Consider the following 26349-nt stretch of genomic DNA (forward strand, 5'->3'; position numbering starts at 1 on the left):
GGGCAACCCCGCGTAGGCCCGGACACACGCTCTACTTCGGCGTGTTGCGGGTCAGCTCCAGACGAGGGTCCGACCCTCCTTGTCCTGGAACTTCGACCGGGCGATCGCGATGATGTCGACGATCGCCCAGACGACGCCGCCGGCGCCCAAGGTCACGACGGTCACGCCGAGCACGGCGAAACCGGTGCCGATCTTGCCGACGTAGAAGCGGTGGACACCGAGCGTCCCCAGGAAGATGCAGAGCAGCAGCGCGGCGAGGGTGTTCTTCTCGCTCGTCGTCGCGGTCGCCGGGCGAGGAGTGCTGGTCTCGGTCATTTCATGTCTCCAAGGATTGACGGTCAGCCCCTTGCTCACCGCGCGAAGTGCGCAAAGTATCTAGAACCGCATCTATTGCACCAATCGCCCAGACCGGACGTTACCCGCGCCTTGAACCCAACGAGGGCCGCTTCCCGGAGGAAGCGGCCCTCGTCGCTGGCAACGGGCAGCGGATGCAGGGAAGCCTGCAGCGGCCGGCCAGTACGGGAGAGGTCAGGCCACGGGCGCTTCGGCGGGCTCGGCGGCGGCGGGCACGGCCGTGTCAGCGGCCTTGTCGGCGTCGTTCGACAGGAGGATGTACGCCGCCGCGGCGACACCGACCGTGGCGACGGTGGCGACCGTCGCTGCGATGGCAACCTGGGTCGCGACGGTGGCGACGCCCCACTCGCTGCCGGCGATCTCCTCGGCACGGTCCTGGGCGGCCTTGCGCTGCTCCTTGCCAACCAGGCCGCCGATCAGGCCGGACCCGTGCAGCAGCGAGATCAGCGTGCCGGTGCGCTCGTCGGGCTCGGCGCCGTCGACGAGGACCTTCGTGAGGGTGGCGCGCAGCGCGGTCTCGTGGCTCGAGTCGGCGGCGGGCCAGCGGGTGACGGGGAGCATCCGGAAGAGCTTGGACTCCTCCTTCTCGAGGACGCCGCGCTCGACGAGGGCGGCCAGGAGGTTCTCCTCCGCGTTCTCGGAGATGGCCTCGACGATCTTCCGGGCGGGCGCGTCAGGGGCGTCGAGCGCGGCCTGCAGGGCGGCGTCGAGCGCCACATGGCCGGTGGGCGCGTTGTCGGTGACGAGGATCGTGGCGTCACCGGCCTTCTCGCGCTCCTCCTTGGTCGCGCCGGCCTCCGGCGCGCCCCGCATGAGGGTCTTGTTCGCGGCGGCGAGGTCGGCCAGGAGCGCGCCGGCGAGGCGAACTCCCAGGTTGTCGACGTTGGCGGTCTTGCCCGTCTCGTCGTCGACGGCAAGCAGCAGGAAGTCTTCGGCTATCAGCATGGTCCGATGCTATATCCGACAAGCGAGACAACGCCCAATTGAGACGGATGCCCGCCTCTCCCGTGCCGGAAGTTCCGAACATGTCAGAAGCTCAGGTCACCATGGTGACCTGAGCTTCTGACATGTCGGCGTGGCCTTGTGGAGGCGGTCAGACCTCCAGGCGCTCCAGCATGTCGGTCACCAGCGCCGCCACCGGCGAGCGCTCCGACCGGGTCAGGGTCACGTGCGCGAAGAGCGGGTGCCCCTTGAGCGCCTCGATGACGGCGGCGACGCCGTCGTGCCGGCCCACCCGCAGGTTGTCGCGCTGGGCGACGTCGTGGGTGAGCACCACGCGCGAGCTCTGGCCGATCCGCGAGAGCACCGTCAGCAGGACGTTCCGTTCGAGGGACTGCGCCTCGTCCACGATGACGAACGAGTCGTGAAGGGACCGCCCGCGGATGTGCGTGAGCGGCAGCACCTCGAGCATGTCGCGGGCGATGACCTCCTCGACGACGGCGGGCGAGACCAGCGCGCCGAGGGTGTCGAAGACGGCCTGCGCCCACGGGTTCATCTTCTCGGACTCGGACCCGGGCAGGTAGCCCAGCTCCTGGCCGCCCACCGCGTACAGCGGCCGGAACACGACCACCTTGCGGTGCTGCTGCCGCTCCAGCACGGACTCCAGCCCGGCGCACAGGGCGAGCGCCGACTTGCCCGTGCCGGCCCGGCCGCCGAGCGAGACGATCCCGATCTCCTCGTCGAGCAGGAGGTCGATCGCCACGCGCTGCTCGGCCGAGCGGCCGTGCACCCCGAACACCTCCTGGTCACCGCGGACCAGGCGCACCCGCTTGTCCGCCGTCACCCGCCCGAGCGCGGAACCGCTCGGCGAGTGCACCACCATCCCCGTGTGCACCAGCAGCGGCTCCGCCGCCTCGACCGTCGCCGGGTCCAGCGCGGCGAGCTCGACCGACTCGTTCTCCCAGAGGGCACCCATCTGCTCGTCGGAGAGGTCGATGTCGCGCATGCCCGTCCAGCCGGAGTCCACCGCGAGCTCGGCCCGGTACTCCTCCGCCTGCAGGCCGACGGCGGACGCCTTCACCCGCATCGGCAGGTCCTTGGAGACCACGGTCACGACGTTGCCCTCGGCCGCGAGGTTGGCGGCCACCGCGAGGATCCGGGTGTCGTTGTCGCCCAGCCGGAACCCGGCGGGCAGCACCGTCGGGTCGACGTGGTTGAGCTCCACCCGCAGGGTGCCGCCCGTGTCCCCCACGGGGACCGGTGAGTCGAGCCTGCCGTGCTGCACCCGCAGCCCGTCCAGCATCCGCAGGGCGCTCCGGGCGAAGTACCCGAGCTCGGCGTGGTGACGCTTGGCCTCCAGCTCCGTGATCACGACGATCGGGAGAACGACATCGTGCTCCGCGAACCGCAACATCGCCTTCGGATCACTCAACAGCACGGACGTGTCGATGACGAAGGTCCTGCGTTCGTCACCTGCCGCGCCGGAAGCGGCGTCGGCACTCTGGTCGGACGGACGGGTGGGGTGTGCGGAATGGCTCACTGCGGTCTCCCTCCGGCGCCGAAACGCCGTGACAGCCTCGTCGCTACCTGGCGGGTACCGCCTGTCGGCGGAACCGCCCCGGACGAACCGGGACTGGTGGATGGGCCAGGCGACCAGCTCGGCGCGCCGCGTCGTGGCGCAGAGCCGGGGCCGGCCCTTCTCCACGGAGCGAGCACTCCATAGGTTGGCCTCCCGAAGGGGCGACTGGGTGCCGTCCCTGAGATGGAAACTACGCGCCCTGCCATCTCATGACCAGGCCCACGCCCCGGCGGGTCGCAAGTTGTCACGAACTGTTCACACGCTGGCAATAACTTGACGATTACTCCAAGAAATGGCAAAACTCGCTGGAAGACGCGCCGAAGCGGCAGGATGGGGCCCATGGCTTATTTCGCGGTCCTGCTCCGAGCCGTCAACATCGGACCGAGCCTGCGCGTCTCGGCCGCCGACCTGCGCGGCGCCGCCGACGACGCCGGCCTCGGCGCCGCCCGCACCCTCCTGAACAGCGGCAACCTCGTGGTCACGCCGGGCACCTCGGGCGCCACCCTGCCCGACGACGTCGCGCGCCTGGTGCAGGAGTGCCTCGCCGCGCGCCTGGGCCAGGACGTGCCCGCCGTCGGGCTGAGCGCCGCACAGCTCGACGCGATAGCGCGGGCCAACCCGTTCCCGGCCGCTGCGCGGGACGACCCCTCCCACCTGCAGGTGCACGTCCCGTTCGGCGACGTGGACGAGGCGGGCGTGGCCCGGCTCGACCTGGCCAACCCCGGCCGGGAGATGCTGGCGACCGGCGCGGGCGTGCTGTACGTGCACTACGTGGACGGGATCGGCCGGTCGAAGCTCACCCCCAGGGTCATCGACAAGGCGGTCGGCGCGCCGACCACCGCACGGAACTGGAACACGATCACCAAGCTGCGCGCCGCCTGCGCCTTCTCAGACGACCCCGCCATCCGAGAGGACACGCGTTGATCTCTAACGCCGCCGCCCCCGCATCAGCTCCTACCCGGATCCACCGTCTGAAGACCTGGATATCCCGAGAGACGACGGGCGGCGCGCTCCTGATCGGGGCCGCGTTCCTCGCCCTGCTGTGGGCCAACTCCCCCTGGCGCGAGTCCTACCAGGCCCTCTCCGACACGGTGGTCGGGCCCGCCGCGATCGGCTCGCTGCCGGTCCACCTCGACCTGTCGCTGGCGACCTGGGCCGCGGACGGCCTGCTCGCGATCTTCTTCTTCGTGGTGGGCGTGGAGCTCAAGCAGGAGTTCGTCGCCGGCAGCCTGCGCAACCCGAAGGAAGCCGGCGTCCCGATGATTGCCGCCGTGGGCGGAATGGCCGTGCCCGCCCTGATCTACGTCGGCGTCCTCCTCGCGTTCGGGGAGCCCAGCGCCCTGCACGGCTGGGCCATCCCCACTGCCACCGACATCGCGTTCGCGGTGGGCGTCCTGGCGATCTTCGGCCGGGGGCTGCCCGCGGCGATCCGCACGTTCCTGCTCACCCTCGCGGTGGTGGACGACCTGCTCGCGATCGTCGTCATCGCGATCTTCTACACCAGCGAGATCCACTGGCTTGCGCTGCTCGGCACGCTCGTCTGCGTCGGGCTGTTCTGGTGGCACGTCCGCTCGCGCACGCCCCGGTGGTTCGTCCTGCTACCGCTCGCGGTCCTGGCGTGGGTCCTGATGCACGCGTCCGGCGTGCACGCGACGATCGCCGGCGTGCTGCTCGGCTTCACCGTCCCGGCGCTGGCCGTGCACGGCGAGGCGAAGTCGCGCACCACCCAGTACGAGCACCGGGTCAAGCCGCTCTCGTCGGGCTTCGCGCTGCCGGTGTTCGCGTTCTTCGCCGCGGGGGTCTCGCTGGTCGACGGCGACGGGCCGGGCGCCGTGATCGGCCAGCCGATCGTCGCCGCGATCGCCGCCGGCCTGGTCGTGGGCAAGCTCGCGGGCGTGCTCGGCACCACGGCGCTGATCACGCGGATCACGCCGCTGCGCCTGCCCGACGGCATCGGCGTGCGCGACCTGCTGCCCGTCGGGTTCCTGGCCGGCATCGGGTTCACCGTGTCGCTGCTGATCAGCGAGCTGTCCTTCGACGGCTCCGAGCACACCGACGGCGCCAAGATCGCGATCCTCGGCGCCTCGGTGCTGGCGGCGATCCTCGGCGGCATCTCGCTGCGCTGGGACGCCCGCCGCGCCCGCACCGCGGACATGAACCTCGACGGCCGGGCCGACGACATCCACGACTACATCGGCGACGCCAAGGACCGCGAGTCCCACTGACGCGGTCAGCTGGCCGCGCCCGCCCCGCTGGTCGAGCTTGTCGAGACCCTCAGGAGGTCTCGACAAGCTCGACCAACGGGACGCGTCAGAGCTCCAGGAGGAGGGCCTCGCCCTGGCCTCCTCCGCCGCACAGGCCGACGGCGGCCCGGCCACCCCCGCGCCGCGCCAGCTCGTGCGCCGCGTGTATCGCGATGCGGGCGCCGGACGCCCCGACGGGGTGCCCCAGTGCGATCCCGCCGCCGTGCACGTTGACGCGGTCCAGCGGCACCCCCAGCGCCTTCGCCGACACCCCGACCACGACAGCGAACGCCTCGTTGATCTCCACGAGGTCCAGGTCCTGCGCCGTCCAGCCCTGCCGTTCCAGGGCCTGGGCGATCGCCCGGGCCGGCTGCGAGTGCAGGGAGTTGTCCGGGCCCGCCACCTGGCCGTGCGCGCGAACCGTCGCGAGCACCTGCACGCCCGCCGCCTCCGCGCGGCCGCGCGTCGTGAGCACCAGGGCGGCGGCGCCGTCGGAGATCTGCGACGAGTTACCCGCCGTGAGGGTCCCCTCGCCCGCGAACGCCGGGCGCAGCTTCGCCAGGGACTCGGGGGTGGTGTCGGGCCGGACGCCCTCGTCGGTGCGCACCTCCACGGGCTCGCCCCGGCGCTGCGGCACCAGGACGGGGGCGAGCTCGGCCTCGAACAGGCCGTCCTTCGCCGCCGCTGCGGCCCGCTGGTGCGAGGCCGCGGCGATCTCGTCCTGCTCCTGCCGCGACACGAACACCGAGCCGGAGTTGCGGTCCTCGGTCGAGATGCCCATGGAGACGCCGTCGAACGCGTCGGTCAGGGCGTCGTGCGCCGTGGCGTCCAGCAGCTCCGCCGAGCCGTAGCCGAACCCGAACCGGGAACCCGGCAGCAGGTGCGGGGCGTTCGTCATCGACTCCTGGCCGCCCGCCAGCACCACGGCGGCCTCGCCCGTGCGCAGCAGCCGCGCGCCGTCGATGATCGCCGTCAGCCCGGAGAGGCACACCTTGTTGATCGTGACCGCCTGGACGTCCCAGGGGACGCCGGCGCCGACCGCCGTCTGCCGGGCCGGGTTCTGCCCCGCGCCCGCCTGGATGACCTGGCCGAACACCACCTTGTCGACGTCGGCGGCCAGCGGCCCCGCGCCCTCCAGCGCGCGCCGCGCCGCGACCGCGCCCAGCTCGACCGCGCTCAGCGTGGAAAGCGACCCTTTCAGCCGCCCCTGCGGCGTCCGCGCCGCCGAGACGATCACCACGTCGTCAGCACTGTTCACTGCACTCTGAACTGCACTCTGATCAGTCATGAGGCCTCCTTCGGCCGCTCGTTTCCAGCGTATCTCCGGCCCCTTCGCCGGTCACTCGCCCTGGCCCCGGATTCCGCCGCACTGTGGGGGCGTCAGACCATCGGCGCCACGAGCTCCACGGCGAGGTCCGGCTCGGTCTTGTCGACGACCTCCTCGGCCGTCACGCCCGGCGCGAGCTCCCGCAGGACCAGCCCGGACGGCGTCACGTCGAGCACCGCCAGGTCGGTGATGATCCGGTTCACCACGCCCTTGCCGGTCAGGGGCAGCGAGCACTCGCGCAGGATCTTCGGCGACCCGTCGCGCGCCGTGTGCTCCATCAGGACGATCACGCGGCCGGCACCGTGCACCAGGTCCATCGCGCCGCCCATGCCCTTGACCATCTTGCCGGGGATCATCCAGTTGGCCAGGTCGCCCGTGGCCGACACCTGCATGCCGCCCAGGATCGCCGCATCGATCTTGCCGCCGCGGATCATGCCGAACGACGTCGCCGAGTCGAAGATCGACGACCCCGGCAGCAGCGTCACCGTCTCCTTGCCCGCGTTGATCAGGTCGGGGTCCACCTCGTCCTCGGTCGGGTACGGCCCCACGCCGAGGATCCCGTTCTCGGACTGCAGCACCAGGTGCCGGCCCGCGGGAACGTAGTTCGGCACGAGCGTCGGCAGCCCGATGCCCAGGTTCACGTACATGCCGTCGGCCAGCTCGCGCGCGGCGCGCGCGGCCATCTCCTGTCGGGTCAGTGCCATCATTCAGCCCTCTCTCGTTCCGGCGAAGTAGAGCGTGCGTCCGGACAGGCGCTCTACTTCGCGGTCGCCATGTTGTCGGGGTAGAGCGTGCGTCCGGACACTCGCTCTACTTCGCGGACTCCGACGGCGCGGTGACCGTGCGCCGCTCGATCCGCTTCTCGATGTCGGTGCCGACGTGCACCACGCGGTGCACGTACACGCCCGGCAGGTGCACGGTGTCCGGGTCGATCTCCCCCGGTTCGACGAGCTCCTCGACCTGAGCGATGCAGACGCGTCCCGCCATCGCGGCGAGCGGCGAGAAGTTGCGGGCGGACTTGTTGAACACGAGGTTCCCGTGCCGGTCCCCGCGCAGGGCGTGTACGAGCGCGAAGTCGGTGCTGATCGCCTCCTCCAGCACGTACTCGGCGGCGTCGTCCCCGCCGCCGAACCTCCGCACCTCCTTGGGCGGCGACGCGACGGCCACGCCGCCCGCGCCGTCGTACCTGCGCGGCAGGCCGCCGTCGGCCACCTGGGTACCCACGCCCGTGCGCGTGAAGAAGGCGGCGATGCCCGCGCCGCCGGCGCGGAGCTTCTCGGCGAGCGTGCCCTGCGGGGTGAGCTCCACCTCGAGCTCGCCCGAGAGGAACTGGCGCTCGAACTCCTTGTTCTCTCCCACGTACGAGCTGGTCATCTTGCGGACGCGGTGGGCGTTCAGCAGCACGCCGAGCCCCCAGTCGTCGACGCCGCAGTTGTTGCTCACCACGGACAGGTCGGAGGTGCCCTGCGCCAGCAGGGCCTCGATCAGGGCTATCGGGTTGCCGCACAGGCCGAACCCGCCCACGGCGAGGGAGGCACCGTCGGGGATGTCGGCGACGGCCTCGGCCGCGCTGGCGACGACCTTGTCGAACCCGCTGCTTCTCGCTCCGGTGCTGCCCGCTCCGGCATCGCCCAGCTCTGTCATCATCGACTCCGTTCCACTCAGGTCACGTGCGGCCAGTGTCACACTGCACCCGTTGTCGTCGCGCGTTCCAGACCTCGATCATCGCTCGTGGTCATCGCGCGCTCCATCCACCGTCGATCGTCCACGAGGCGCCCGACACCATCGCGCCGTCCGGGCCCGTGAGCCAGCCCACCAGCGAGGCGACCTCGTGCGGCTCGACGAGCCGTTTCACCGCCGCCTCCGCGAGGATGACCTGCGCCATCACCTCGGACTCCGGGATCCCGTGCACAGCCGCCTGCTCGGCGATCTGCTTCTCCACCAGCGGCGTGCGCACGTAGCCGGGGTTGACGCAGACGCTCGTGACCCCGTGCGCGCCGCCCTCCAGCGCCGTCACCTTCGACAGCCCCTCCAGCCCGTGCTTGGCCGACACGTACGCCGCCTTGAACGGCGAGGCGACCAGCCCGTGCACCGAAGAGATGTTGACGACCCGGCCCCAGCCTCGCTCGTACATGCCCGGCAGCGCCGCCCGGACCAGCAGGAACGGCGCCTCCAGCATGATCCGGTGGACGAGCCGGAAGTCGTCCGGCGCGAAGTCCTGGATGGCGCTGACGCGCTGGATGCCCGCGTTGTTCACCAGCACGTCGGTGTCCAGCCGGAGGTCGTCGAGCGCCCGGGTGTCGGACAGGTCGACCACCCAGGCCTCGCCGCCGATCTCCTCGGCGACGGCCTTGGCGCCGTCGCCGTCGACGTCCGCCACCGTCACGTGCGCGCCCCGCGCCGCCAGCTCCCGGGCGCACGCGGCGCCGATGCCGCTCGCGCCGCCGGTCACGAGCGCCCGGCGGCCGGTGAGCCGGTGGCCCTCAAGGGTTGGGTTCATCGTCGATCCTTCTCCTCCGTCGTCCTGCACCCCGTCGTCTCGCACCCGCCACCCCTAGTCGTTCTGCGCCGCGAGCGCCCGCTCGCGGGCCTGGTCCTCGGCGTCGAGGGCGTGCAGCGAGGCGCCCCGGGTCTCGCGCAGCGCGAGCGCCGCGACCAGGGTGACGGCGGCCGCGATCAGCATGTAGACCGCCGTCGGCCACCAGGAGCCCGTGTTCTTGAGCCAGGTGGTGGCCAGGATCGGGGCGAGGGAGCCCGCCACGATGGAGGTGACCTGGTAGCTGATGGAGACGCCGGAGTAGCGCATCCGGGTGGGGAACATCTCCGACATGATCGCGGGCTGCACCGCGTACATCATGGCGTGGAAGAGCAGTCCGGCCATGAGGACGGCGAGGATGAGCCACGAGTTCCGGGTGTCCATGGCCGGGAAGGCGAACCAGCACCAGGTGGCGCCGAGGATCGCGCCGGCGATGTACAGGGGCTTGCGGCCGATGCTGTCGGCGAGCCGCCCCACGACCAGGATCACCACGAAGTGGAACGCGTGCGCGGTCGCGACGATGCCGAGGATGCCCGTGGTGTCCATGCCGAGCGCGGTGCCGAGGTAGACGATCGAGAAGCTCACCACGAGGTAGTACAGGATGTTCTCCGCGAACCGCAGGCCCATGCCGGTGAGCACGCCGCGCGGGTAGCGCTTGATGACCTCGAACACTCCGTAGCCCTTGGCTCCCTCGTCGATCTCGGCCTTCGTCTCCTCGTAGATCGGGGCGTCCGAGACCCGGGTGCGCACGTAGTAGCCGATGACGATGACGACGGCGGACAGCCAGAACGCGACGCGCCAGCCCCAGGCGAGGAACGCTGCGTCGGTGAGGGTGGCGGACATCGTGTAGAGCACGACGGTGGCGAGCAGGTTGCCGGCGGGCACGCCCGCCTGCGGCCATGCGGTCCAGCGCGCCCGCTCGTCGTCCTTGCTGTGCTCGGCCACGAGCAGGACGGCGCCGCCCCACTCCCCGCCGAGCGCGACGCCCTGCACGAAGCGCAGGACCACGAGCAGCGCGGGGGCCAGAAAGCCGACCTGCTGGAACGTGGGCAGGCAGCCCATGAGCACGGTCGCGACGCCGATCAGCAGGATGGTGAGCTGCAGCGTGTGCTTGCGCCCCACCTTGTCGCCGATGTGGCCGAAGACGATGCCGCCGAGCGGCCGTGCGAGGAAGCCCACCGCGTAGGTCACGAACGCCGCGATGATCGCGTCGTACTCGTTGCCCGTCTCGGGCATGAGGACCTTGTTGAACACGAGCGCGGAGGCGGTCGCGTAGAGGAAGAAGTCGTACCACTCGACGACGGTGCCGGCCATCGACGCGGCGACGATGCGCCTGATCAGCGACCGGTCGCCCGGTGTTCGGGTGCTCTGCTGTGCAGACATGCTGCTCCTTGGTGTCGACGCTGACACGGGGTAGTGGCCGGGCCGGATGGCCCAACACCTGTGACTCGCCCGAGTGTTCCCGGGAAGCGGTGTGCGGAGCAATGACGAAGTCGGCAGACCACGTGTGCACGAATGCACACCCGCGGTTGGTAACGTCACCGCATGTCAGCCCGCAACGACCCGCCGGCCGGCCAGGTCGCCGACCAGCTCCTGGTGCTGCTGGAGGTCGCCCGCACCGGCCGGTACACGACGGCGGCGCAGGCGCTCGGCGTCAACCACACCACCGTCGCCCGCAACATCACCGCGCTGGAGCGCGCCCTCGGCGGCCGCCTCCTGGTCAAGGGCGCCGACGGCTGGGAGCTCACGGCGCTCGGCCGCCGCGCGGCCCGCGCGGGCGAGGCCGTGTCGGACGCCGTCGACCGGCTCGTCGGGGGCGACACCGAGGCCGACCCGGTCACGGGCGTCGTGCGCATGACCGCCACCGACGGGTTCAGCGCGTACGTCGCCTCCCCCGCCATCGCCCGGCTGCGGGGCGAGCACCCGGAGCTCTCGGTCGAGCTCGTTACCGTCACCCGCGTGGCGACGCACCACCGCTCGGGGGTCGACATCGACGTCGTCGTCGGGGACCTGAGCGTGCAGCGGGCCAAGGCCGTGCGCCTGGGCGAGTACGTGCTCGGCATGTACGGCTCGCGGGACTACCTGGCGCGGCACGGCACGCCCACCACGGTCGAGGAGATGTCCCGGCACGGCCTGGTCTACTTCGTCGACTCGATGCTCCAGGTGAACGACCTCGACGCCCCGCGCCGGCTCGTGCCCGGCATGCCGGACGCGTTGGCCTCGACCAACGTGTTCGTGCACGTCGAGGCCACCCGCGCGGGGGCCGGCCTCGGGTTCCTGCCCAGCTTCATGGCCGACCGGCACGACGACCTGGTGCGGCTCCTGCCCGACGAGGTCACCGAGCGCCTGCCCTACTGGGCCGTGATCCGCAGCGAGTCCTGGCGGCGGCCCGCGGTGGCCGCCGTCGTGCAGGCGCTGCTGGCGGAGATGACGCGCCAGCGGGACCGCATGCTGGGTGTGCGCCCGGATCCCTGACGGAGGGCTGCGCGGGGCACGGGGAGTGCGGTGCGGAGAGCCGCGGGGTGAGGTGCACGCCGAGTGAGGGTGCCGGGTCCGCTGAACTTCGTTCATCCAGGCCAGACTCAATACGGCCTGGCCGAACAGTTCAGCGGAGCCAGCAAACCCGTGCCGAAGCCGAACAGGATTCAGCAGACCCGGCACCCACCACTGGAGCAGCCTTCACCCTGGCGGGCCGACGCCGACGATCCGCCGGCTCGGCAAGAGCACCGGCCGCCGCGAACACGGTCAGCCCACCGCGGCGGCTACCGCCGAGATGCCCGGCTCCGCCATGATGATCGTGTAGTGGTTCACGCCCACCACCTCGCTCGCCGCCAGGCGCGGCAGACGGCGCTCCCACTCCGCGACGGTCCCGGCCGGGTACATGCCGCCCGGCTGGTCGAGCAGGCCGCGCGGCGCGCGCAGGAACGTGATCGGCAGGCTGGTCTCGGCGGCCCACGCGAGCGCGGCCGGCAGGGCGTCGCCCCGGGCGGAGTCCGCCGAGTCGGCGGCGACGGCGTCGGACGACGTCGCGGGCCGGAGCACCGGCCCCGCCACCGGACCGTCGGCAGGGCCGCCGCCCGCCGAGCTCCCCGCCCGCGGGTACTCCGCCAGGTCGTAGTCCACGTACTGCTCCACCACGGGGTTCCACTCCGCGAAGGCAGGGTGCGCCCTCCAGAACTCGCGGTACGCCTCGGCGCTGGGGAAGGTCTGGGTCAGCCGCTCGATCGCCGGTCCGAGCAGGGCGCGCACCAGCTCCTCAGGCGTGGCGCCGTCCGGCACCCCCGGCGGCAGCGGGATGGGCAGACCGCCGTCGACGAGCACGAGCCGCGCCACGAGGTCCGGGTGACGGTGCGTCAGCACGAGCGACACGAAACCGCCCATCGAGTGTCCGACGACAACGGCCGGGCCGGCCGCTAGCGCCCGGATCACGGCCGCGACGTCGTCGGCATGCGCGGCCATCCCGTACGGGCCGGGCAGGCCGTTGCTGCGGCCACGGCCACGCAGGTCGGGAGCGAGCACGCGGCGTCCCGGCAGCGCGGAGACGACCGCGGGCCAGGCGCGGTGCGAGGCGGTGATGCCGTGCACCAGCACGACGGCGGGCAGGGGCGCGCCGTCCGGGCTGGTCGCCGCGGGCGTCGTCGGCTCCCAGAGGCCGACGCGCAGCGGCCCGCCCGCCACCGCGACGTCGCGCGTGGTGTACGTATGGGAGCCCGTGGCCGCCGCCTGGTCGACGATGCTCATGCACGTGCCTCTCGCTCGGAGGTGTCGGACTCACGCGGGCCGGACTCGGACGGGTCGGAATCAGACCGGCCGGGCGCCAGCGCCCGCTCGATGAACCTCATCGCGTGGTCGAACACCTCGGGCGGGACGGCCGACGTCGGGCCGCCGGGCTCGACGTCGGGACCCCAGAGGACCCACCGCATGCCGACGATCTCGCCGATGCCCATGAGCGCCCACGCGGCCACCTCGGGGTCGATGTCGCCGACCTCCCCGGCCGCCTGCGCTTTCGCGAGCCCGTCGCGGTAGCCCTCGACGATCCGCGTGTAGTGCAGGCGCAGCGCGCCCGGCGACACGAACTCGGCCTGCCGCACGATCCGGTACAGCGCGGGGTGCTCGGCCGTGAACTCGAAGAAGGCGCGGAACCCCGCCCGCTCCGCCTCGATCCGGCCCGACGCCTGCGAGGACGCCGCGATCATCGCGTGCCGCACGCGCCGGTTCAGGTCCTCGACCACCTCGTCGAAGATCTCGATCTTCGAGGCGAAGTACAGGTAGAACGTGCCCTGCCCCACCCCGGCTGCCTCCGTGATCTTGACGATCGACGCGTCGTGGAAGCCGAGGTCGGCGAACACCCGCTCGGCGGCCACGAGGATGCGCGCGCGGGTGCGCTCCCCCTTGGTCAGCCGGGGCTGAGTCTCGCTCGGCTGAGTCTCGCTCGGCTGACTCTCATTGGACTGGGGGACGGTGCTCACCGGGCCTCCTCGGAGTGGTGTTCGTGCGGGGCGAGCGCCGAGCGCATCACCTTGTTCAGGGACGAGCGTGGCAGGTCGGGGACGAGGTCGAAGTGCTGCGGCACCTTGTACCGCGCCAGCTCGCGGCGGCAGAACGCCTCGAGGTCCTCCGCGTCGGTGAGCTGCCCTCGGCGCGGCACCACGAACGCGTGGCCCACCTCGCCCCAGCGCTCGTCCGGCACGCCGACGACGGCGGCGTCCGCCACGGCGGGATGCCGGCGCAGCGCCGCCTCCACCTCGGCCGGGGTGACGTTCTCGCCGCCCGTGATGAACACGTCCTTGAGCCGGTCCACCACGCGGTAGTACCCGTCGCCGTCGCGTTCCACCAGGTCACCGGTGCGCAGCCAGCCGCCCGCGAACGACGCCGCCGTCGCCTCCGGCTCCCGGAAGTAGCCCGCGAACACGCTCGGGCCGCGCACCAGCAGCTCGCCGGTCGCGGTACCCGCGAGATGCTCGCCGGTGACTGGGTCGGCCACCGCCACCTCGACGTGCGGGTAGGGCACGCCGGCGGAGCCGACGCGGTCGCGCGCCACGTCGTCGGGCAGGCAGAGCACGTTGGGGCCCGCCTCGGTGAGCCCGTAGCCCTGCGTGAGCGCGACGCCGCGGCGGTGCCAGGCGCGCAGCAGCGGCTCCGGCATGGGCGCGCCGCCCACGACGGCGTGCCGCAGAGAGCTCAGGTCGGCCGCCGCGAACCCGGGGTGCTCGGCGAGCAGCAGGTAGTTGGTGGGCACTCCCATCATTGTCGTGACCCGCCGGTCGGCGACCAGGCGCAGCACACGCTCGGGCTCGAAGGTGCGCTCCAGCACCACCGTGGCACCTGTCCACCAGGCCAGCAGGGGCTGGATGTTCCAGCCGCCCACGTGGAACTGCGGCAGCACCGACAGCACGACGTCCGTGCTGGTCAGCTCCACCGTCCGGGACAGCGACAGGTTGTTCCAGAAGCAGTTCGCGTGGGTGAGCAGCGCGCCGCGCGAGGTGCCGCCCGTGCCGGACGTGAACACCAGCAGCAGCGGGTCGTCGTCGCGCACCGCGCGGTGCGGCGGGCCGGCGGGCGGCTCCGCCCGGCGGCGCGTGGGCGGCGGCACGCGCGCCTCCACGCCGTGCGGCCCCAGCGCGGTGCGTGACGGCGGCAGGGGCAGCCGTTCCAGAGCGGCGTCCGCCAGGGTGCCGCACTCCTCCTCGACGAGCACGAGCGCAGGGTCGGCCTGGTCGAGCTGGGCCGCGAGCTCGTGCGGCGACAGCCGCCACGACAGGGGCGCGAGCACCAGCCCGGCCTTGGCGCAGGCGAAGAACAGCACCACCTGGTCGGAGCTGTTGCCCGTCACGGTCGCGATCCGGTCGCCCACCCCGTAGCCGGCGTCCCGCAGCCGGCCGGCCAGGGCCGTGGCCCGCGTCTCCAGGGCGCGGTAGGTCAGGGTGACGCCGCGGTCGTCGACCGCCACGCGGTCCGGCGTCGCCAGGGCGCGGTCGCGCGGCCACCGGCCGAGCGTGTGCAGGTCGCTCATGCCGCCGCCCCCTCGGGTGCGGTCCGGCCGGGCGCCGGGTCTGCGGACCCGCCCCCGGGCGGGCCGTCCGCCGGACGACGCCGGGCCGCCAGCCGCTGCGCCGCGCCCGCCAGGCCGCCCGGCAGGAACAGCACCACCAGCACGAAGCACGTGCCCAGCAGGAACATCGGCTCCGACAGCGGGATGCGCAGCACGGCGGGCAGCCCGGCCACGGCCTCCGAGTGCGCGAGCTCGGCGAGCCGCTGGTCCAGCAGCGTGTAGAGCACGGCGCCGACGACAGCGCCCCAGCGCGAGCCGACGCCGCCCAGCACCACCATGACCAGGAGCGTCAGCGTGAAGTCCGCGGTCGACGTCGCCGGCGAGGCACCCGACTGCAGCAGCAGGTACGCCATGCCGACCACGGTCGCGAGCGACGCCGCGAGCACGAACACCACGAGCTTGGTCAGGTACGGACGTCCGCCGATGATGCGCACCCGCACCTCGTTCTCGCGCACCGCGGCGGCCACGTGCCCGGCGCGGCTGCGCTCGATCCACAGCACCACCAGGTAGACCACCAGCAGCACCGCGAGCGCCACCCAGTACAGGTTGCGGGTGTTGACCACGCCGACCAGCGCCGCGGGGACGCCGTCGGTGGCCAGCGCGAGGCCCTCCTCGCCGCCGGTCAGGTCGCCCTGGTCGCGGCGCACCAGCACGTTGCCTGCCTGGGCGAACGCGAGGGTGACCATCGCGAACGAGATGCCGGTGACCCGCAGCGAGACGGCGCCCACGACGAACGCGAGGGCCACGCCGCCCACGAGCACGAGCGCGGCGGCGGGCAGGAGCGGCACGTCGGTGCGGTCCAGCACGATGGCCAGGCCGTAGATCCCGGCCGCGAAGTAGAGCGCGTGCCCGAAGCTCATCAGCCCCGCCACCCCGAACAGCAGGTGGTAGGACAGCGCGAGCGCCGCCGTCAGCCAGCACAGGGCGAGGAGCTGGAGCGTGCCCGGTTCGTAGGTGTAGCCGGGCAGCACGCCCGGGACGGGGATCGCGAGCAGCGGCAGGCAGGCCAGGAGCGCGAGGAGCGCCGGGCCGCCGAGCCGGTTGCGGTTGCTGGTCATGCGGGCCTCCCCATCAGTCCGGACGGGCGCACGAGCAGCACGAGCGCCAGGAGCAGGACGACGATCAGGTCGCCAGTGTTGTTCAGGTAGAAGTTCGCGAGCTGCTGCAGCACGGCGACGACGACGGACGCCACCGCGGCCCCGGTCAGCGACCCCATGCCGCCGATCACGGTGACGATGAACGCGAAGATCAGCAGGCTCGCGCCCAGGTGCGGCGAGACGTAGTTCAGCGACTGCGTCGCCAGCACGCCACCCAGCCCGGCCGCCGCCCCGCCCACGGCGAACACCAGCGTGAACGCGCGGCGCACGTCGATGCCGAGGGCCGTGACCATGGCGCGGTTCTCGACGCCGGCGCGGATGACCAGGCCGTACCGCGTGAACCGGAGGAACGCGACGATGCCGCCCAGCACCGCCGCCCCGGCAAGCACGTTGAGGAACGCGGTGTTCGGTATGTGCGCGCCCAGCACGTCGGTGGTCGAGGCGAGCCAGCCGGGTCGCGTGACGTTCCGGGGGTTGGACCCCCAGATGCCCTCGAACAGGGCGACGGTGGCGAGCGACAGCCCGACGGTGACGAGTACCTGCTCGATGTGCCGGTCGTAGAGGGGCCGGATGAGGCCCAGCTCGGTGGCGGTCGCCGCGGCGGCACCGGTCAGCGCGCCGACCAGGAGGCTCAGCAGGAGACCACCCCAGGTTCCCGCGCCGATGAGGTTGCCGGCCGCCAGCCCGACGAACGCGCCGAGCGTGAGGAACGAGCCGTGCGCGAAGTTCAGGACGCCCATCAGGCCGTAGATCAGGGACAGGCCCGACGCGACCAGGAAGTACAGCCCGCCTAGGCCGAGGCCCGTGGCCAGCAGGAGGATCAAGGTGCTCATCGGCCGGCCTCCGCGTTGCTCGGTGCCCCGCTGGTCGAGCCGTCCCCGCTGGTCGAGCCGTCCCCGCTGGTCGAGCCTGTCGAGACCCCCAGCAGCCGCTGCACCAGCTCGGGATCGTCCAGCAGCTCCTGCGCCCCGCCCGTGTGCACCACCCGTCCGGCGTCGATCACCACGACGCGCTCGGCCAGCCGCTCGACCACCTGCAGGTTCTGCTCCACGAGCAGCACGGGCACGGTCCGGGCGGCCGCGGCCAGGGTCTCGGCCACCTCGGTCACGATCCGCGGGGCGAGCCCCTTGGTCGGCTCGTCCACGAGCAGGATCCGGTTGTCGTTGAGCAGCGCCCGCGCCAGGGACACCATCTGCTGCTGCCCGCCCGAGAGCGTGCCCGCGCGCTGACCGGCCCGCTTGACCAGGTCCGGGAACAGGGCGTCGACCAGCTCGCGGTGCTCCGCCGTCGTGCCGCGCCCGGCACCCGCGCCGCCGCTCCCCGCGCGGCGTTCCGCGAGCCGGAGGTTCTCGGCCACCGTCAGCCCCGCGAACACCTCGCGGTCCTCCGGCACGTAGCCCACACCGCGCCGGACGATGCGGTCCGTGCGCTCGCCGTCCACGCGGACGCCGTCGAGCAGCACCTCGCCCGACCGCTCGACCAGCCCGAGGACCGCCCGGAGCGTGGACGTCTTGCCGACGCCGTTGCGGCCCAGCACTGCGGTGACGCCCGAGGCCGGGACCTCGAACGACACGTCGTGCACCACCTCCTGGCCCGCGATGCGCGCGGACAGGCCACGCACCTCCAACACCGCTGGTCGTGCCTGTCGAGACCCGCTCATGCCGCGCTCCCCGCCGTCGTGCCCAGGTAGGCCGACTGCACCGTCTCGTCCGCCATGACCCGCTCCGGCACGTCGCAGGTCAGGAGCTCCCCGTGGTGCATGACGGCGACCCGGTCGGCCAGGCCGAGCACCACGTCCATGTGGTGCTCCACCATGAGCACCGTGCGACCGGAGTCGTTGATGGACCGGATCACCTCGACGAGCCCGGCCACGTCGCCCGTCGCCACGCCGGCCATGGGCTCGTCCAGCAGCACCACCGACGAGTCCATCGCCAGCAGCACCGCGATCTCCAGCTTGCGCTTGTCGCCGTGGGACAGGTCGCCGGCCGCGGCGTCGGCCCGGTGGGTCAGGCCCACCGTCGCGAGGTGCTCGGCGGCCTCCGCCGAGGCGACGTCGCCGCGCCGGGGGAAGCTCAGGACCGAGAGGCTGCCGCCGAGGCGGCGCTGGGTGGCGAGCCGCACGTTCTCCGCGACCGAGAGCCGCGGGAACAGGCTGGAGGTCTGGAAGGTCCGGCCCAGGCCCGCGCGGGCCCGCACCGCGACGGACGCCGCGGTCACGTCCCGGCCCGCCAGCAGCACGCGGCCGCTCGTGGCCCGGTAGATCCCGCTGATCAGGTTGAACAGCGTGGTCTTGCCCGCGCCGTTCGGACCGATCACGCCCAGCAGCTCGCCGCGCCCCACCCGGAGGTCTACTCCGTCGAGGATCCGCGCACCGCCGATCGTCAGCCCGAGGCCGGCCGTCTCGAGGACCGGCTCGCCACCCGTCACCATTACTCGGTCGCCTCGGCGGGCGCGACGGACTCGCCGTCGATGACCTCGACCAGCTCGGGCGTCCAGGCATCGCCGTCCTGGACGAGCCTGGCCTGGTACATCGGCTGGATCAGCGCGTGGTCGGAGGCGCGGACCGTGGTCTCGCCCTTGGGGCCCTCGAACGTGTAGCCCTCCAGGGCGTCGACCATGGCCTCGACGTCGCCGGCGCCCTCCTCGATCGCATGCACGATGAGCTGCGCCGCCACGAACCCGTCCGGCGTGAACAGGTCGGGCGTCCCCCCGGCCGCCTCGACGGCGTCCAGCATCGCGGCCTCGGTCTCGGTTCCGGCCGCGCCCGGGAAGTAGTGGTTCAGGAAGCTGACCTTCTCGGCCGCGTCCCCGTAGGCGCCGTAGGTGGCCACGTCGCCGAGGCCCGTGACGACGGTGGTCTCGTCGAGCACGCCCTGCTGGTCGAGGCCCTGCCACATCGCGCCCGTCGTGGCGCCGGCCCAGGCCACGAAGACCATGTCTGCCTTCGCGTCGAGCACCTTCTTGGCGAAGGGCGTGAACTCGGTGGCGTCCTCGGGCACCAGCACCGAGGAGACCTCGGCGCCCTGCCCGCCGAGCACGCTCTCGACCGCGGCCAGGTTGCCCTGGCCGAAGGCGTTGTCCTGGGCGAACACGACCACCTTCGCTCCCTTCGGGTCCACGAACGTGCCCGCCGCCGCGACGTCCTGGAGCGACTGCCGGCCGCTGCGGAACGTGTAGCGGTTGATGCCCGTGAGCGTGTCCACGGCGGCGGGGCCGGACACGTACAGGACCTTGTTCTGCTCGGCCTGCTCGGCCAGGGGCAGCGCCACGCCCGAGACGACGGTGCCGCCCAGGATCTGGTAGCCCTTGCCGATCAGGTCCTTGGCCTGCGAGACCGCCTTCTCGGGGTCCCCGGCGTCGTCGTGGTAGGTCACGTGGAGCTCGTGACCGGCCACTTCACCGGTGCCGCCGGTGGCGTGGTCGATCCCTGCCTCGAACCCCTGCTTGTAGGCCGCGCCGTAGGCGGCGAGCGGCCCGGACTCCGAGTAGACGATGCCGACGTCGATCGGCGCCGCGTCCGCGCCGTCGTCGCCGCTGCCGCCGGTGGTCGCGCCGGTCGGCGCGCACGCTGCGAGCGCCAGGCCCGTCACCGCCGCGGCGGCGACGGCCATGAGGGACTTCCTCGTCCGCATGACTCTGCCCTTCTTCGGGTGGTCGTCGCCGCTCGTGGGGAACGGGCTACGTCGCCCAAACCTGAGAGGCGATTCAGGTTGCGGAGATAGTGGACGAGACGGGCATCTCGTGTCAACCCATTCAGCCGGGGAACCGGCCGGGTGAACTATTGACAGGTGATTCAGGTCGCACCTAATGTCCCCAGATGTCCGGCTGACCCCGCGCATCGGAGCGCCTCGGGCAGCACGACCTCAACGTGGAGGTTCGAATGACACACCCATCCCCGCGGCGCCGTCGCCGCCTGGCCGCCTGGATCGCGGCCGTCGTCGCAGTAGCGCTCACCCCACCCACGGTCGCGGCCATGGCCGCCGTCGCCTCGCCAGCCGCGCAGTCGGTGGCAGCAGGCGCCTGGTCGTCCCGCACGGCGGGCGGCATGACCACGCAGCTCTACGTGCCGACGTCGGAACCCGCGCTGGCGGCCGGGCGGGCGCTGATGATCAACCTGCACGGGTGCGTCCAGACCTCGACCGCCCTCAGAGACGGCGGCAACTGGACCACGACGGCCGACCAGCGCGGCATGGTCGTGGCCGTCCCCGCGGCACCGAACGGCGGCGTCCTGCTCGGCTGCTGGGACTACTACGACACGTCCCACTCACGGTCGAACCCGGCACGGCACGACGACAACCTGCTGCAGCTCGTCGACGACCTGCTCGGGGACGCCTCGCTCGGGATCGATCCCAACCAGGTGTACATCTCCGGGCTCTCCTCCGGCGGCGGCGAGACCATGGTGATGGGCTGCCTCGCGCCCGACGTCTTCGCCGGGATCGGGATCAACGCCGGGCCGACGGTCGGCACGACGTCCGGCCAGATCGGGTCGGTGGCGACTACCCAGGCGCAGGCCACCACCGTCTGCCGCAACTTCGCCTCGACCGGGTCGCCGGGCTTCGGCACGCAGGTGACGTCGGTGGTGTACGGGTCGTCCGACACGACCGTCGCGACCGGCTACAACACACTGAACGCGCAGGTCATGGCCGGTATCTACGGGGCCTCCAGCCAGTCGTCGTTCTCCCTGTCCGGCTTGGAGGGCACCAACACGGCGGGCTCGGGCACCCTCTGGTCCGACGCCGCGGGGCCGCGTGTCTCCCTCATCGCCAACACGAACGTGGGCCACGCCTGGCCCGCCGGCGGTGGCCCGGGCGGGTCGTACATCTCGACGAGCTCTGTCAACTACCCGGCGTACGTCACCGACTTCTTCTTCGACAACAACCGTCGTGTGGACCGGACGGCCGAGCCCACCGACCCGCCGACGGACCCGCCCACGGACCCGCCGGGCCTGTTCTGCGGCGCGGCCACCAACACCCAGCACCAGGCCGCCGGCCGGGCGACGTCCTATGGCATCGACCCGTACAACCCGTTCTACGCCGTCGGCTCGACCGACTACCTCGGCCAGGGCAACGCGACCGTGACGACGCTGCGAGAGACGTTGGAGGGGGTGTTCGACCTGGTGACGTCATGCTGACGGCCGGCTGACGCGTCATCCGCGCTCAGTCCTCGGGAGCGTGCCGCTCCAAGAACCGGTAGACCTCGGTGGTCTCCACCCCTGGGTACGCTCCCGAGGGCATCGCGGCGAGCATCGACGCGTGCGGCCGCGCCGAGGGCCAGGCGAAGTCGCCCCACTTCTCGGACAGCTCCTGCGGCGGACGGCGGCAGCACGACTCGTCCGGGCACCGCGAGGCCCTCCGCTCCGTCGTCTCGCGCCCCTCGAACCACTTGACGTGCGCGAACGGCACGCCGACCGACACGGAGAACGCGCCGTCGGACGTGTTCTCCACGCGCGAGGTGCACCAGTACGTGCCCGACGTCGTGTCCGTGTACTGCGCGTACGGGTTGAACCGGTCCTCGACGTCGAACACCCGGCGCGCGGTCCACTGCTTGCACACGTGCTGGCCCTCGACGGCGCCCAGGGCGTCCGAAGGGAACCGCACGCCGTCGTTCTCGTACGCCTTGTGCAGGATCCCCGACTCGTGGACCTTCATGAAGTGCACCGGGATGCCCAGGTGCCGGGTGGCCAGGTTGGTGAACCGGTGCGCCGCCGTCTCGAACGACACCCCGAAGGCGTCGCGCAGGTCCTCGATGGCGATCGCGCGCTCGTCCTTGGCGTCGCGCAGGAACTTCACGCCCGGCTTCTCCGGGACCATGAGGGCCGCCGCCAGGTAGTTGGCCTCGACGCGCTGGCGGAGGAACTCCCCGTAGTCGGCCGGCTCGGTGTGGTCGAGCACGTGCGAGGCGAGCGCCTGCAGCAGCGCCGACCGGGTGTTGGACCGGCCCCGGAAGCCCTTGGACGGCAGGTAGACGCGCCGGTAGCGGGTGTCGATGACGGACCGCGTGGAGTGCGGCAGGTCGCTCACGTAGTGCAGCGTGAAGCCGAGGTGCGCGGCGATCTCGGCCGCCATCCGCTGCGGCAGCGGCCCGGACGTGTGCCCGACGTCCGCGAGCAGATCCTTCGCGACCTGCTCCAGCTCAGGCAGGTAGTTGTCCTTGGCGCGCATGTCGCCGCGCAGCTCGCCGTTGGCCCGGCGCGCCTCCTCCGGCGTGGCCGCGCGCTCGGTGTGCAGCCGCGCCAGCTCGCGGTGCAGCGCCAGGATGGTCGCGAGCGCGTCATGGGGCAGCGACTTGCCGATGCGCACGCCCTCGAGGCCGAGCGTCGCGAACAGCGGGCCACGCTGCGCGCGCTCGAGCTCGATCTCCAGCGCGTCCCGCTCCGACGGCGGCTCGGCCGACAGGAGGTCGTCCACGCCGGCGCCGAGCGCCCGGGCGATGGCCTGCAACTGCGAGAACTTGGGCTCCCGCTTGCCGTTCTCCAGCGTGCTGACCTGCGACGGCGCCCGGTCGATCGCCGACGCGAGGTCGTCGAGCGTCATGCCCTTGCTGGTGCGCAGGTACCGGATCCGGCGTCCGATCGTGAGGGCGTCCGGCTCGGACTCCGCCGGGGCCGTCACGTTCTGCGCGGGACGCGAGGAAGTCACGTTTCGCGCGGTTCTGCGATTCTCGGTAATTCCTGCCATGCCCGAGGGTGACATACGGACAGGCTTCCGATCAACAGAAGAACGCAAGTTCTTCTACTGAGTTTCGCTTGAGAAGTGGGTTGCGCAGGGCAGAAGGTCGTAACACGTCACCCGGCAAGGCGCGGTGACGACGTTCCATCCCGAGAAGGAGACCGCCATGAGCGCACCCACCATCGATTCCACGTCCGAGGCGACTGTGTCCGCGACCGCGTCGAGGCCCGTGCGCACCGGCGACCAGGTGCAGACCGCAGCGGAGCTGCGGCAGTCCTGGGAGTCCGACCCGCGCTGGGCCGGCATCGAGCGCACCTACACCGCCGACGACGTCGTGGCCCTGCGCGGCTCCGTCGGCGAGGAGAGCACGCTGGCCCGTCGCGGTGCCGAGCGCCTGTGGCGCCAGCTCCACGAGGAGGACTACATCAACGCCCTCGGGGCGCTGACCGGCAACCAGGCCGTGCAGCAGGTCAAGGCGGGCCTGCAGGCCATCTACCTGTCCGGCTGGCAGGTCGCCGGCGACGCGAACCTCTCGGGGCAGACCTACCCCGACCAGTCGCTCTACCCGGCCAACTCGGTGCCCGCCGTCGTCCGCCGCATCAACAACGCGCTGCTGCGCGCCGACCAGATCGACGTCTCCGAGAACGGCACCACGACCCGCGACTGGCTGGCCCCGATCGTGGCCGACGCCGAGGCCGGCTTCGGCGGCCCGCTCAACGCGTACGAGCTGATGAAGTCGATGATCCAGTCCGGCGCCGCGGGCGTGCACTGGGAGGACCAGCTCGCCTCGGAGAAGAAGTGCGGCCACCTCGGCGGCAAGGTGCTCATCCCGACGCAGCAGCACGTCCGCACCCTGAACGCGGCCCGCCTCGCGGCCGACGTCGCCGACGTGCCGTCGATCGTCATCGCCCGGACCGACGCCGAGGCCGCGACGCTGATCACGTCCGACGTCGACGAGCGCGACCTCCCGTTCATCACGGGCGAGCGCACCGCCGAGGGCTTCTACAAGGTGACGAACGGCATCGAGCCCTGCATCGCCCGCGCCAAGGCCTACGCGCCGTACTCCGACCTGATCTGGATGGAGACCGGCACGCCCGACCTCGAGCTGGCCCGCAAGTTCGCCGAGGCCGTCAAGGCCGACTTCCCGGACCAGATGCTGAGCTACAACTGCTCGCCGTCGTTCAACTGGAAGAAGCACCTGGACGACGACACCATCGCGAAGTTCCAGCGTGAGCTGGGCGCCATGGGCTTCAAGTTCCAGTTCATCACCCTGGCCGGCTTCCACGCCCTGAACTACTCGATGTTCGACCTGGCCCACGGCTACGCCCGTGAGCAGATGTCGGCGTACGTGCGGCTGCAGGAGGCCGAGTTCGCCGCCGAGGAGCGCGGCTACACCGCCACCAAGCACCAGCGCGAGGTGGGCACGGGCTACTTCGACCGCGTGGCGACGGCGCTCAACCCCGACTCCGCCACCACGGCCCTGTCCGGTTCTACCGAGGAGGCGCAGTTCTGATGACCGCCACTATCGACACGCGCAGCCAGGGCACCAGCCCCTACGACGCCGACGCCGGCCTCGCCGGGATCGGCACCCCGCCGGCGTCGCACCTCGGCTCGGCCCTCGCGTCGCAGGACAGCTCCGCGGCGGCGCCGTCCTCGACCCTGGAGTCTCAGAGATCGGCCCCCAGCTCGCTGCGGGGCGGCGGGGTGGGCGCCGCACGAACCGGCGCCCGCCGGGGCGTGATCACCGTGACCGGCTCCGTCGGGCCGCGGTACGGCGAGATCCTGACGCCGGACGCCCTGGCGTTCCTCGCCCTGCTCCACGACCGGTTCGACGCCGCCCGCGACGAGCTGATCGCGCAGCGCCAGCTGCGCCGTCAAGACATAGCGGACGGCGCCGACCCGGACTTCCGGGCCTCCACCCGGCCGGTGCGCGACGACCCGCACTGGCGCGTCGCCGGCTCGCGTCGCGCGCCCGGCCTGGAGGACCGCCGCGTCGAGATCACGGGTCCCACCGACCCGAAGATGACGATCAACGCCCTCAACTCGGGCGCCCGGTGCTGGCTGGCCGACGCCGAGGACGCGTCGAGCCCGACCTGGCCGAACGTGATCGAGGGGCAGCTCGCGCTGCACGACGCGATCCGCGGCACGCTCAGCTTCACGAACGAGGCGGGCAAGGAGTACCGGCTGCGGTCGGCGCACATCGCCGACCTGCCGACCATCGTGTTCCGCCCGCGCGGCTGGCACCTCGACGAGGCCCACCTGCGCTACACGGACGCGAACGGCATCACGAGCAGCACCCTGGGCAGCCTCGTGGACTTCGGCCTGTACTTCTTCCACAATGCCGCCGAGCTGATCGCGCGCGGCCGCGGCCCGTACTTCTACCTGCCCAAGCTGGAGGGCTACAAGGATGCGCGGCTGTGGAACGAGGTGTTCGAGGTCGCGCAGGACGCGCTCGGCATCCCCCGCGGGACGATCCGCGCGACGGTGCTCATCGAGACGCTGCCCGCGGCGTTCGAGATGGAGGAGATCCTCTACGAGCTGCGCGACCACTGCGCGGGGCTGAACGCCGGCCGCTGGGACTACCTGTTCTCGATCATCAAGTGCTTCCGCACCCGCGGCGACTCGTACGTGCTGCCGGACCGCGCGCAGGTCACCATGACCGCACCGTTCATGCGCGCGTACACCGAGCTGCTGGTGGCCACCTGCCACAAGCGCGGCGCGCACGCCATCGGCGGCATGAGCGCGTTCATCCCGGACCGCCGCAACCCGGAGGTCACCCGGAAGGCGTTCCAGCAGGTCGCGGCCGACAAGAAGCGCGAGGCCGGCGATGGCTTCGACGGCACCTGGGTGGCCCACCCCGACCTCATCCCGGTCGCCGAGGCCGAGTTCGACGCCGTCCTCGGTAACGCGCCGAACCAGGTCTCGCGGCAGCGGCCCGACGTCGCCGTGGGGCAGCACGAGCTGCTCGACGTCGCCTCCGCGCGGCGGGGCGGGGCGACCGTGACGTCCGCCGGCCTGCGGTCGAATGTCTCGGTGGCCGTCCGGTACATCGACTCCTGGCTGCGCGGTACCGGCGCCGCAGCGCTCGACAACCTGATGGAGGACGCCGCCACCGCCGAGATCTCCCGGTCGCAGGTGTGGCAGTGGATCGCCTCGGGCACCCCGACCCACGACGACGGGCTGCCGGTGACGCGGGAGCGGGTCGAGACGATCCTGCTCGAGGTCGTGGCCTCGCTGCCGCAGGAGCCCGGGAACCGGATCGACGACGCCGCGGCGATCTTCCGCGAGGTCGCCCTCCGGGACGACTTCCCGGCGTTCCTCACGAACCCCGCCTACCAGGGGCGCCTGGTGGGGTCCGACGTCGACCGCGCCTGAGGTTCGCGCCTCGTCCGAAGCTGCCCGACGCCGTGCCGGCCGCCGTTCTCTCTCCGGTCCCCACCACCCCAGGGGCTGGCCGGCCCGGCGTCGGGCTTTGGCGTGACCGAGGTCGCCGACTCGACGGCTGTTGGACGAGCGTCCAAAACCAGGTGTTCATGCAGACGAAACATCCCGGC

Annotated in this window: 23 protein-coding genes; 6 read left to right on the forward strand and 17 right to left on the reverse strand. The window is 72.1% G+C overall.

Going from position 1 to position 26349, the window contains the following annotated elements; translation table 11 throughout:
* Positions 1-51: 51 nt before the first annotated feature.
* The 3 genes from ACFT2C_RS19230 to ACFT2C_RS19240 form a co-directional block, all read right to left on the reverse strand.
* Positions 52-315: a TM2 domain-containing protein gene (locus tag ACFT2C_RS19230; protein WP_377208678.1), complete on the reverse strand. Its 264-nt coding sequence runs from the start codon at positions 313-315 to the stop codon at positions 52-54.
* A gap of 213 nt (positions 316-528) precedes the next feature.
* Entirely contained in the window at positions 529-1299 is a 771-nt protein-coding gene (locus ACFT2C_RS19235; protein ID WP_377208679.1) for a GPP34 family phosphoprotein, read from the reverse strand.
* Between the two features lie 148 nt (positions 1300-1447).
* Positions 1448-2707, reverse strand: coding sequence for a PhoH family protein (locus ACFT2C_RS19240; protein ID WP_377208716.1), 1260 nt, complete (start codon positions 2705-2707; stop codon positions 1448-1450).
* 504 nt (positions 2708-3211) lie between these two features.
* Between ACFT2C_RS19240 and ACFT2C_RS19245 the strand changes: the two genes are divergently transcribed.
* Together ACFT2C_RS19245 and nhaA are read left to right on the forward strand one after the other, a co-directional pair.
* Positions 3212-3796, forward strand: a complete 585-nt coding sequence (locus ACFT2C_RS19245) for a DUF1697 domain-containing protein (RefSeq protein ID WP_377208680.1) — start codon at positions 3212-3214, stop codon at positions 3794-3796.
* Positions 3793-5097: a Na+/H+ antiporter NhaA gene (gene nhaA, locus ACFT2C_RS19250; protein ID WP_377208681.1), complete on the forward strand. Its 1305-nt coding sequence runs from the start codon at positions 3793-3795 to the stop codon at positions 5095-5097. Before ACFT2C_RS19245 ends, nhaA begins: the two co-directional genes overlap by 4 nt.
* Positions 5098-5182: 85 nt before the next feature.
* Here nhaA and ACFT2C_RS19255 read toward each other — a convergent pair whose 3' ends face one another.
* The 5 genes from ACFT2C_RS19255 to ACFT2C_RS19275 all read right to left on the reverse strand — a co-directional run bounded on the left by ACFT2C_RS19255 (position 5183) and on the right by ACFT2C_RS19275 (position 10361).
* Complete coding sequence (locus tag ACFT2C_RS19255) at positions 5183-6403, reverse strand: acetyl-CoA C-acyltransferase (protein WP_377208682.1); 1221 nt, start codon at positions 6401-6403, stop codon at positions 5183-5185.
* A gap of 92 nt (positions 6404-6495) precedes the next feature.
* Positions 6496-7146 (reverse strand): CoA transferase subunit B, encoded by a 651-nt coding sequence (locus ACFT2C_RS19260; RefSeq protein ID WP_377208683.1) that lies wholly within the window; start codon positions 7144-7146, stop codon positions 6496-6498.
* Positions 7147-7252: 106 nt separating this feature from the next.
* A complete protein-coding gene (locus tag ACFT2C_RS19265; RefSeq protein ID WP_377208684.1) occupies positions 7253-8086 on the reverse strand; it encodes a CoA transferase subunit A in 834 nt (277 codons plus the stop codon).
* Positions 8087-8177: 91 nt separating this feature from the next.
* Entirely contained in the window at positions 8178-8942 is a 765-nt protein-coding gene (locus ACFT2C_RS19270) for a 3-hydroxybutyrate dehydrogenase (protein WP_377208685.1), read from the reverse strand.
* Between the two features lie 54 nt (positions 8943-8996).
* On the reverse strand, positions 8997-10361 hold the full coding sequence (locus ACFT2C_RS19275) for an MFS transporter (protein ID WP_377208686.1): 1365 nt from the start codon (positions 10359-10361) through the stop codon (positions 8997-8999).
* A gap of 162 nt (positions 10362-10523) precedes the next feature.
* Between ACFT2C_RS19275 and ACFT2C_RS19280 the strand changes: the two genes are divergently transcribed.
* Complete coding sequence (locus tag ACFT2C_RS19280; protein ID WP_377208687.1) at positions 10524-11453, forward strand: LysR family transcriptional regulator; 930 nt, start codon at positions 10524-10526, stop codon at positions 11451-11453.
* A 270-nt stretch (positions 11454-11723) separates the two neighbouring features.
* Here ACFT2C_RS19280 and ACFT2C_RS19285 read toward each other — a convergent pair whose 3' ends face one another.
* Genes ACFT2C_RS19285 through ACFT2C_RS19320 form a run of 8 tightly spaced genes read right to left on the reverse strand, consistent with a single transcriptional unit; the run spans position 11724 to position 19759 of the window.
* The gene (locus ACFT2C_RS19285) at positions 11724-12719 is read right to left on the reverse strand and encodes an alpha/beta fold hydrolase (RefSeq protein WP_377208688.1); all 996 of its coding nucleotides are present in this window, start codon (positions 12717-12719) and stop codon (positions 11724-11726) included.
* Complete coding sequence (locus ACFT2C_RS19290) at positions 12716-13447, reverse strand: TetR/AcrR family transcriptional regulator (RefSeq protein WP_377208689.1); 732 nt, start codon at positions 13445-13447, stop codon at positions 12716-12718. The genes ACFT2C_RS19285 and ACFT2C_RS19290 overlap by 4 nt, the downstream gene beginning before the upstream one ends.
* A complete protein-coding gene (locus ACFT2C_RS19295; protein ID WP_377208690.1) occupies positions 13444-14991 on the reverse strand; it encodes a class I adenylate-forming enzyme family protein in 1548 nt (515 codons plus the stop codon). The genes ACFT2C_RS19290 and ACFT2C_RS19295 overlap by 4 nt, the downstream gene beginning before the upstream one ends.
* Positions 14988-16088: a branched-chain amino acid ABC transporter permease gene (locus ACFT2C_RS19300; protein WP_377208691.1), complete on the reverse strand. Its 1101-nt coding sequence runs from the start codon at positions 16086-16088 to the stop codon at positions 14988-14990. Before ACFT2C_RS19300 ends, ACFT2C_RS19295 begins: the two co-directional genes overlap by 4 nt.
* Entirely contained in the window at positions 16085-16960 is an 876-nt protein-coding gene (locus ACFT2C_RS19305; RefSeq protein WP_377208692.1) for a branched-chain amino acid ABC transporter permease, read from the reverse strand. Before ACFT2C_RS19305 ends, ACFT2C_RS19300 begins: the two co-directional genes overlap by 4 nt.
* The gene (locus tag ACFT2C_RS19310; RefSeq protein ID WP_377208693.1) at positions 16957-17787 is read right to left on the reverse strand and encodes an ABC transporter ATP-binding protein; all 831 of its coding nucleotides are present in this window, start codon (positions 17785-17787) and stop codon (positions 16957-16959) included. The genes ACFT2C_RS19305 and ACFT2C_RS19310 overlap by 4 nt, the downstream gene beginning before the upstream one ends.
* Positions 17784-18557, reverse strand: a complete 774-nt coding sequence (locus ACFT2C_RS19315) for an ABC transporter ATP-binding protein (protein ID WP_377208694.1) — start codon at positions 18555-18557, stop codon at positions 17784-17786. The genes ACFT2C_RS19310 and ACFT2C_RS19315 overlap by 4 nt, the downstream gene beginning before the upstream one ends.
* Positions 18557-19759, reverse strand: a complete 1203-nt coding sequence (locus ACFT2C_RS19320; protein WP_377208695.1) for a substrate-binding domain-containing protein — start codon at positions 19757-19759, stop codon at positions 18557-18559. Before ACFT2C_RS19320 ends, ACFT2C_RS19315 begins: the two co-directional genes overlap by 1 nt.
* Positions 19760-20007: 248 nt before the next feature.
* Between ACFT2C_RS19320 and ACFT2C_RS19325 the strand changes: the two genes are divergently transcribed.
* A complete protein-coding gene (locus ACFT2C_RS19325) occupies positions 20008-21258 on the forward strand; it encodes a PHB depolymerase family esterase (protein WP_377208696.1) in 1251 nt (416 codons plus the stop codon).
* Between the two features lie 25 nt (positions 21259-21283).
* Here ACFT2C_RS19325 and ACFT2C_RS19330 read toward each other — a convergent pair whose 3' ends face one another.
* A complete protein-coding gene (locus ACFT2C_RS19330) occupies positions 21284-22804 on the reverse strand; it encodes a helix-turn-helix domain-containing protein (RefSeq protein ID WP_377208697.1) in 1521 nt (506 codons plus the stop codon).
* Positions 22805-22961: 157 nt separating this feature from the next.
* Between ACFT2C_RS19330 and aceA the strand changes: the two genes are divergently transcribed.
* Positions 22962-24308, forward strand: coding sequence for an isocitrate lyase (gene aceA / locus ACFT2C_RS19335; protein ID WP_377208698.1), 1347 nt, complete (start codon positions 22962-22964; stop codon positions 24306-24308).
* Positions 24308-26170, forward strand: a complete 1863-nt coding sequence (gene aceB, locus ACFT2C_RS19340; RefSeq protein ID WP_377208699.1) for a malate synthase A — start codon at positions 24308-24310, stop codon at positions 26168-26170. Before aceA ends, aceB begins: the two co-directional genes overlap by 1 nt.
* Positions 26171-26349 lie beyond the last annotated feature (179 nt).

The sequence above is a fragment of the Promicromonospora sp. NPDC057138 genome (assembly GCF_042670845.1).
GTDB lineage: Bacteria > Actinomycetota > Actinomycetes > Actinomycetales > Cellulomonadaceae > Promicromonospora.

What these genes read in the sequence shown, in the direction of transcription:
- ACFT2C_RS19300 (WP_377208691.1), bottom strand. Translation starts at nt 16,088, where the DNA reads ATGACCAGCAACCGCAACCGGCTCGGCGGCCCGGCGCTCCTCGCGCTC.
- ACFT2C_RS19245 (WP_377208680.1), top strand. Translation starts at nt 3,212, where the DNA reads ATGGCTTATTTCGCGGTCCTGCTCCGAGCCGTCAACATCGGACCGAGC.
- ACFT2C_RS19325 (WP_377208696.1), top strand. Translation starts at nt 20,008, where the DNA reads ATGACACACCCATCCCCGCGGCGCCGTCGCCGCCTGGCCGCCTGGATC.
- ACFT2C_RS19295 (WP_377208690.1), bottom strand. Translation starts at nt 14,991, where the DNA reads ATGAGCGACCTGCACACGCTCGGCCGGTGGCCGCGCGACCGCGCCCTG.
- ACFT2C_RS19280 (WP_377208687.1), top strand. Translation starts at nt 10,524, where the DNA reads ATGTCAGCCCGCAACGACCCGCCGGCCGGCCAGGTCGCCGACCAGCTC.
- ACFT2C_RS19265 (WP_377208684.1), bottom strand. Translation starts at nt 8,086, where the DNA reads ATGACAGAGCTGGGCGATGCCGGAGCGGGCAGCACCGGAGCGAGAAGC.
- aceB (WP_377208699.1), top strand. Translation starts at nt 24,308, where the DNA reads ATGACCGCCACTATCGACACGCGCAGCCAGGGCACCAGCCCCTACGAC.
- ACFT2C_RS19310 (WP_377208693.1), bottom strand. Translation starts at nt 17,787, where the DNA reads ATGAGCGGGTCTCGACAGGCACGACCAGCGGTGTTGGAGGTGCGTGGC.
- ACFT2C_RS19275 (WP_377208686.1), bottom strand. Translation starts at nt 10,361, where the DNA reads ATGTCTGCACAGCAGAGCACCCGAACACCGGGCGACCGGTCGCTGATC.
- ACFT2C_RS19260 (WP_377208683.1), bottom strand. Translation starts at nt 7,146, where the DNA reads ATGGCACTGACCCGACAGGAGATGGCCGCGCGCGCCGCGCGCGAGCTG.
- ACFT2C_RS19230 (WP_377208678.1), bottom strand. Translation starts at nt 315, where the DNA reads ATGACCGAGACCAGCACTCCTCGCCCGGCGACCGCGACGACGAGCGAG.
- ACFT2C_RS19285 (WP_377208688.1), bottom strand. Translation starts at nt 12,719, where the DNA reads ATGAGCATCGTCGACCAGGCGGCGGCCACGGGCTCCCATACGTACACC.
- ACFT2C_RS19315 (WP_377208694.1), bottom strand. Translation starts at nt 18,557, where the DNA reads ATGGTGACGGGTGGCGAGCCGGTCCTCGAGACGGCCGGCCTCGGGCTG.
- ACFT2C_RS19330 (WP_377208697.1), bottom strand. Translation starts at nt 22,804, where the DNA reads ATGGCAGGAATTACCGAGAATCGCAGAACCGCGCGAAACGTGACTTCC.
- ACFT2C_RS19305 (WP_377208692.1), bottom strand. Translation starts at nt 16,960, where the DNA reads ATGAGCACCTTGATCCTCCTGCTGGCCACGGGCCTCGGCCTAGGCGGG.
- aceA (WP_377208698.1), top strand. Translation starts at nt 22,962, where the DNA reads ATGAGCGCACCCACCATCGATTCCACGTCCGAGGCGACTGTGTCCGCG.
- ACFT2C_RS19235 (WP_377208679.1), bottom strand. Translation starts at nt 1,299, where the DNA reads ATGCTGATAGCCGAAGACTTCCTGCTGCTTGCCGTCGACGACGAGACG.
- ACFT2C_RS19270 (WP_377208685.1), bottom strand. Translation starts at nt 8,942, where the DNA reads ATGAACCCAACCCTTGAGGGCCACCGGCTCACCGGCCGCCGGGCGCTC.
- ACFT2C_RS19320 (WP_377208695.1), bottom strand. Translation starts at nt 19,759, where the DNA reads ATGCGGACGAGGAAGTCCCTCATGGCCGTCGCCGCCGCGGCGGTGACG.
- ACFT2C_RS19255 (WP_377208682.1), bottom strand. Translation starts at nt 6,403, where the DNA reads ATGACTGATCAGAGTGCAGTTCAGAGTGCAGTGAACAGTGCTGACGAC.
- ACFT2C_RS19240 (WP_377208716.1), bottom strand. Translation starts at nt 2,707, where the DNA reads ATGTTGCGGTTCGCGGAGCACGATGTCGTTCTCCCGATCGTCGTGATC.